We start from the raw sequence: 6,651 nt of genomic DNA, 5'->3' as shown, positions 1-6,651 counted from the left end.
ACCCCTTTTTGACGCCCAGACTGGACGCCGTTCGGTGAACTTTGAGGTAAGTGGCATCGATCATGACCGTTGTCTGTTCGCCGTGATCCGGAGCTAATTGGACAAACCACCGAAGGTTGAGCCATTTAGGTAGAGCTGCTGACCTATCTTTTGCAATTTTGGCTCTGACCTTACCTAAACTTTATGTTTTGTGAGCTTGTGCAATAAGCACACTGGCCTTTTCTCCAATCATGATAGCAGGAGCATTGGTGTTGCCGCTGACAATCTCTGGCATGATAGAGCAGTCGGCAACGCGCAGTCCTGAAATGCCGTGCACCCGTAGCTGAGCATCAACAACTGCTTGACGGGACTGACCCATTTTACAGGTGCCGGTGGGATGGTAGATTGAGGCAGTATTGTTGCGGGCCCAATTCAGTGTTGCCTCATAGTCATCCATGTCTAGATCCGCCTGAGGGCGAAACTCTTCAGATATCTTTGACTTTAACGGAGAATGTCGCGCAATCCTTCGCGCGATGTTCACGCCGTCCACCACAGTCTGACAATCTGTTTGGCTCGAGAGGTAATTGGGGATGATCTTTGGATAGGCGCTGGGATCACGGGAATTCAACCGGATTTCACCGCGAGATTCGGGGCGAAGCTGACAGACCGACATGGTGAAAGCCGAGAACTTGTCTGCGCCTTTGCCAGGGTTTTCCGCTGAAAGTGGCTGGACGTGGAACTGAATGTCAGGGGTTTCCAACTCGGGGCGCGTTTTCAGGAAACCGGTGGCCAGACTGGCAGCCATGGTCATGGGACCAGCCCGGAACATTAGATATTTCAATCCGATTTTTGCCTGCCCCAGGAGTGAGCTGACCTCGTCATTTAGGGTTGGCTCGTTACACTTATAGACCAATCGGGCCTGCAAGTGATCCTGCATATTCTTGCCGACACCGGGCAAATCAACAACCGTCTTGATACCATGTTCTGCCAGATGCTCAGCTTCACCAATGCCCGAGAGCATCAGGATTTGTGGCGAGTTAATTGCTCCACCAGAGAGGATTACTTCACGATTTGCTTTGATAAGATGCGTGTCGCCACCGCGATCCTTATAGGCAACACCAGTTGCGCGCTTTTCTTCCAATACAACACGCTGCACATGGGCATGGGTAATGATCTGCAGGTTTGGTCTTGATTTGACCGGGTTCAAAAAAGCCACTGCCGAAGAGCAGCGCCGCCCATTGCGAGCTGTGAGCTGGAAGAAGCCAACGCCTTCCTGATCGGTGCCGTTGTAATCGGAATTGAACTTGTAGCCCGCAGCCTGCGCCGCAGCAACCCAGGCATCTGTAATGGGGCGTTGAATGCGCATATTTGATACAGAAAGCTCGCCCTGATCGCCATGAAAGACATCGCCGCCGCGTTCGTTGTTTTCACTGCGCTTGAACAGGGGCAGAACATCCTCCCACCCCCAGCCCTCATTGCCCATTTGCCGCCAGCGATCATAGTCTTGTGACTGTCCGCGCACATAGAGCAATCCATTAAGCGAAGAGGATCCGCCCAGCACTTTGCCGCGCGGCCATTCGATTGATCGACCATTCAGGCCCGGGTCTGGTTCCGTCTTGTAACACCAATCCACCTTTGGGTTGTGAATGGTTTTGAAGTAGCCAACGGGGATGTGGATCCAAGGATTGATATCACGCCCGCCAGCCTCGAGCAGGATGACCTTTTTGCTAGGGTCAGCGCTCAGCCGATTGGCGATGACACAGCCTGCGGAACCTGCGCCCACGATAATAAAATCAGCCTCCAAAACTCGTCCCTCCAGTTGCTCACGAAAAAAAGTCTATGCAGATTGTATGAATTGAGCTAGCTTTTTTTGAGATAAAACGTCTCAATAATGATCATCTAGGGAGGAAGACTATGGGACTCAAGGAGAATCTTCATCATATCTCGCGGCGGGACCTGTTCCGCGTCGCTGGGCGCTACGGTATGAGCTCGACACTATTGGCGGCGGGGGGCTTTGGAGGGGCCATGAGCCTGGCCAATCTCGCATCAGCGGCTGAATCGACCTATGAGAAGCGGTTTACTAAGCCCGCTAAGCACACGCTAAAGTTTGGTGCCGCCGGGTTTAATGCGCAAAACCTGCTGATCGAACGGGCTGGCGCGTTGGAGTTTGCCCGCGATCTGGAAAGCCGGACGGATGGGGAGATCCGGATTGAATTTATCGGCAATAATCAAATCTGTGGCCAGACCTCCTGCGTAGAGAAAACTCAGCAGGGCATCGTGGATATCTATGCCGCCTCAACCCAAAATTCCGCCGGTGGCGCGCCCTATCTGAACGTGCTCGACTATGCCTATATGTTCCCCGGCCGGGCCTCGCAGTACCATTTCCTCTATAGCCCCGAATCACAGCGCATCCTGCGGGACCCGCTGGAAAAAAGGCATGGATTGAAGTTCCTGTTTAGCCATTGTGAGTTGCGCGGCATTCAGCTGGGCCTCGGCTGGGAGGACAAACCCACCGTGACCAAGCTGGAGCAGCTGTTCGGAACCAAGAACCGTGTCACAGGCACCCAGCTTGGCCGCATTGCCATGCAGGCGCTTAACCTCAACCCGGTGCCAGTCGCTTGGGAAGAAACTCTGGATGGTTTGAAGCAGGGTCTGATTGACGGCGCCGAAACCTGGGCCTCTGCTGTGGCCTATGCCAATATGTCGCCAGTGGTTAGCCAGTCAGTTGACCTGAAGTTCTTCTGTGGCACCGAGCACACCTCCATGAGCGCGGCAGTGTTTGATGGGCTTGAGGGCTATCTGCAGGATGCGGTGATGGAAAGCGCCTATTGGGCGCAGACCCATGTCCAGGCGGCGAACGAGGCGGCGCTGGTCAAAACCGTTGGTCATTCTGACCCGCAGATGCCGGGCACGATCTTTGCCGAAAACAATGTGCGCAATGCATTCCTGGCAGATGATCAGATCAAAATGGCCGAGGAAATGTGCTCGCCCGAGTTCCAGCCACAGCTGTGGGAACAGTGGCGTGAACGGCTGAACGGCTGGGCCGGTGGCATTGATACCTATCAGGAGATCTATGACATCGCGCGCCAGGTGCCCAAGGACATGAAGCCAGAGAACGTCGAGCCGCGACGCTGGTGGAAATCCTAAAACCAGATACCATGAACAAGGATCGGCGTGCATTTGCGCGCCGATCCGACGTGTCCAGTTAAGACCGGTTTAGCCGGCGGACAATAGGGAGGAAAAGATGGGACTCTGGTCAGAGATCAGTGACATATTGCGAGCATTCTTGTCGCAAGACAGCTGGGAAATCCGCAATGCGCTCAAGACCGAAGGCGCCTGGGTTTTTGGCACAGTTGCCACCGCGCTGAGCGGCTTAATCATGTTGTGGATCTATAAACTGCTGCCCTGGCTGGATCGACACCTAGAACGCACGGTGATGGTCTATAGCTATCTTGCAATTGCCTTCATCATTTTTTGGGGCGTCATTGATCGCTTCATCTTTTCTAACCAACAGCCCTGGTCGACAACCATCCCGCCACTGCTGTTCATGATCATGGCTTGGTTTGGCGCCGCCTTTAATGTGCGCCTGCGCACTCACCTCAGCTTTGCTGAATTTCGCACCATGATGCCACGCAGCGGGCAGTTGGCCTGTCTGATGCTGGATGCGGTTTTGTGGTTTGTCTTTGCGGTGATCGTACTGGTCACCACCGCGCGGATGACGGCGCTGTCGGCGTCAAATTTTCAGATCGTGCTGGGCACCGACAATGTCATGCAGTGGTGGTTCCTGATCACGGCGCCGATGTCTTTTGTGCTGATGGTGGCGCGGGTGTTTGAAAACCTCTTCGAGGATTTGGCGAACTGGCGCTCTGGGGCACCGCTGATCAAACAGGCTGTGATCGGGGGAGATATCTGATGACTGACGGTTCCTGGGTTACATTGATCTCGCTTGGGGTCACATTCTTGTTCATGCTTGGCGTGCCGGTGCTGCTGGTTATCGCCTATTGGGTGATTGGCTGCTCCTTTGTGCTGGGGCTGACGCTCGACAATATGGGGGCCGAGCTGCTGAATGTTTTCAACAAGGGCTTTGCCCTTCTGGCGATGCCCTTGTTCATCCTCACCGGGGATCTGATCAACCAGTCCGGGATTGCCAGGCGATTATCCGATTTCGCCTATGCTTGCCTTGGCTGGCTGCGGGGCGGGCTCGCTATGGCCGCCCTTGGGGCCTGCGGCTTGTTCGCGGCGATCTCCGGCTCGAACTCGGCCACCACCGCTACTATTGGGTCGATGCTACATCCCGAAATGGTCAAAGGTGGTTATGATGAGCGCTTCTCTGCAGCAACCGCAGCTGCAGGCGGTACAGTGGGGATCATCATCCCCCCCTCAATTATCTTTATCGTCTATGGATTCCTCCTAAACTTGCCGATTTCGGATCTGTTTGTGGCCGGCATCCTGCCCGGAGCACTGATGGTGATTGGCATGCAGCTGGCCTGCTGGGTGATCTGCCGGATCAACGGTTGGGGCCATCTGATCCCGCTGCAAATGAGCCGGGTCTTGAAAACCGCATTTGGTGCTTGGCTTGGTTTCTTTGCCATCGGTCTGGTGCTCTGGGGCATCTATACGGGCAAGTTCTCTCCGACTGAAGCCGCAGGTGTGACCGTTGGTTTCTGTGTCATCGCAGGATTGGTCAGCTATCCGTTTAATCGGATCATGGGATCCCGCAAGGACAAGCCAATTTCTGAAAAATCCTACGCTGAAATGCTGGTGGTCGAAGGCTTTACCATCCCGCAGATCCCATCAGTTGTGGTGCGTTCAGCCCAGATCACCGGCATTCTGGCCCCCTTGATTGCGATCTCTGTCGTGATGCAGCAGATCCTGTCGCTGCTGGGGGCGCAGCAGACCATCGGTGATTTTGTCACCTCGATGGGCGGCTACCACGCGGTGCTCTTTACCTCGATGGTGATTGTTTTCTTCTCTGGCATGGTCTTGGAAAGCCTGCCGGTAACCATCATCCTCGCACCAATCCTCGCACCCATTGCGGCCTCGGTGGGAATCGACCCGATCCATTTCTCCGTAATCTTTCTGGTGGGGGCCTCGATTGGCTTTATCACGCCGCCCTACGGGCTTAACCTCTATGTGGCATCCGGTGTTACGGGCGTTCCCTACTTCCGGTTGCTGCGCTATACCGTGCCCTACCTTGCGGCTTTGATTAGCGTCTGGATACTGGTTGCCCTGGTTCCTGACCTGGCGCTGATCCTGCTGCCCAATAGATAGATGTGATGCCATGCCCGACCAGACGAGCTCCACCAAAGAAACACAGATCCCAACCAATCTGCGGTTGCTGTTGATCCTAGAGGAGGTCGTCCGGCGGGGCGTCGCTGTTAAGCCTGCACAACTGGTTGAGGCCCTGGGTTTGCCAAAACCCACCCTGCACCGATTGTTGCAAACCGCTGAAGAGGAAGGCTTTTTACAACGAGATCTCGACGGTCGCTCCTATGGGCCTGGTCCCAGACTGAGGTCACTGGCCGTCAACACCATTTCATCTGAACATCTGCGTACAGCGCGTCTGATCATTCTCAAAGCCGTGGCCGAGGAAATCGGCGAAACCTGCAATCTGGCGACGCCAGATCGCGAAGGTATGACCTATCTGGATCGTGTTGAGACCAAATGGCCACTGCGCATTCAGCTCCCCATTGGGACCCAGGTGCCGTTCCACTGCACGGCCAGCGGCAAGATGTATTTGTCGACATTACGTAGTGCGACATTAAATAGTGTGCTCTCCGCCCGGGCTCTGGAGGCGCAAACAGAACAGACAATCACCAGTCCTGATGCCCTACGCGCAGAACTGCAGAAGACTCGTGAGCGTGGCTACTCAACCGATGATGAGGAGTTCATGACGGGCATGACCGCGATTGCAGTGCCAGTTCTCGACACTCAGCGTAGATTGGTGGCAACCCTTTCAGTTCACGCCCCGGTTCAACGCCATTCACTGAGCCAGATTCTCAAATTCCTCGGACCATTGAAATCCGCTGCGATGCGCTTGAGCGAGCTTCATGAGGGTCAAGTGACTGAAGGCTAATGCCGTGGAACCAGGATACGCCTGTCCAGTCTTAGGGCGCTTTTTGTGTCTACTTACGAGTTAAAGCAATAGAGATCGATCTCGATCTTCAGGCAATCGGATCAGAATATTCTTTCTGTCGTCAGAGTTTTCGGGACCAATGGCGGCCTAAACTAGGCTAAGGACCCATTGATTTATTCTGTGCTTCGTGATTCATCGTTCGAAATACGAGCGGTGAACATGTCTGGCCTTTTCTGGCTGAACGACGCGCAGATGGCACGTTTGGAACCCTACTCCCCAAATCTCATGGCAAGCCACGTGTTCACTGCCCGGCAGGGCATTGCGCAGCAATGTCCCGAGAGGGATGATAAGCGCGTTCTGAGCGGTATTATCTTCATCAATCACAACGGCTTAAGAAGGCGTGAGGTGCCGAAGGAATACGGTCCACACAAGACCCTCTACAACCGTTGGAGGCGCTGGAGCGATAAAGGTATCTTTGCGCAGATGATGGCGGGTCTGGCCGCTGAGCACGGCGAACAGACAACGGTCATGATCGATGCCACTTACCTCAAAGTTCACCGAACGGGGGCGTGGCCGCCTGATTGACCTGTTTGTCA

Annotated in this window: 5 protein-coding genes and 2 pseudogenes; 5 read left to right on the top strand and 2 right to left on the bottom strand. The window is 54.6% G+C overall.

What is annotated here, in order from left to right; all coding sequences use genetic code 11:
• Positions 1-112, bottom strand: a pseudogene (locus AN476_RS23665) (IS5/IS1182 family transposase); the annotation flags it as partial.
• A gap of 69 nt (positions 113-181) precedes the next feature.
• The gene (locus AN476_RS21890) at positions 182-1,783 is read right to left on the bottom strand and encodes a GMC family oxidoreductase (protein WP_054463886.1); all 1,602 of its coding nucleotides are present in this window, start codon (positions 1,781-1,783) and stop codon (positions 182-184) included.
• Positions 1,784-1,893: 110 nt separating this feature from the next.
• Here AN476_RS21890 and AN476_RS21885 point away from each other — a divergent pair, with 110 nt between their 5' ends.
• From AN476_RS21885 to AN476_RS21865, 5 genes and pseudogenes are all read left to right on the top strand, one after another.
• Positions 1,894-3,126, top strand: coding sequence for a TRAP transporter substrate-binding protein (locus AN476_RS21885; protein WP_054463885.1), 1,233 nt, complete (start codon positions 1,894-1,896; stop codon positions 3,124-3,126).
• A gap of 97 nt (positions 3,127-3,223) precedes the next feature.
• Entirely contained in the window at positions 3,224-3,892 is a 669-nt protein-coding gene (locus tag AN476_RS21880) for a TRAP transporter small permease (protein ID WP_054463884.1), read from the top strand.
• Entirely contained in the window at positions 3,892-5,250 is a 1,359-nt protein-coding gene (locus AN476_RS21875) for a TRAP transporter large permease (RefSeq protein ID WP_054463883.1), read from the top strand. Before AN476_RS21880 ends, AN476_RS21875 begins: the two co-directional genes overlap by 1 nt.
• A 10-nt stretch (positions 5,251-5,260) precedes the next feature.
• Positions 5,261-6,055 (top strand): IclR family transcriptional regulator, encoded by a 795-nt coding sequence (locus tag AN476_RS21870; RefSeq protein WP_054463882.1) that lies wholly within the window; start codon positions 5,261-5,263, stop codon positions 6,053-6,055.
• A gap of 219 nt (positions 6,056-6,274) precedes the next feature.
• Positions 6,275-6,625, top strand: a pseudogene (locus tag AN476_RS21865) (transposase); the annotation flags it as partial.
• Between the last annotated feature and the right edge of the window lie 26 nt (positions 6,626-6,651).

Source organism: Phaeobacter sp. 11ANDIMAR09 (assembly GCF_001294455.1).
Lineage (GTDB): Bacteria > Pseudomonadota > Alphaproteobacteria > Rhodobacterales > Rhodobacteraceae > Pseudophaeobacter.
Note: the sequence above shows the minus strand (reverse complement) of the source record. Positions and strands in the feature narration are given on the sequence as shown.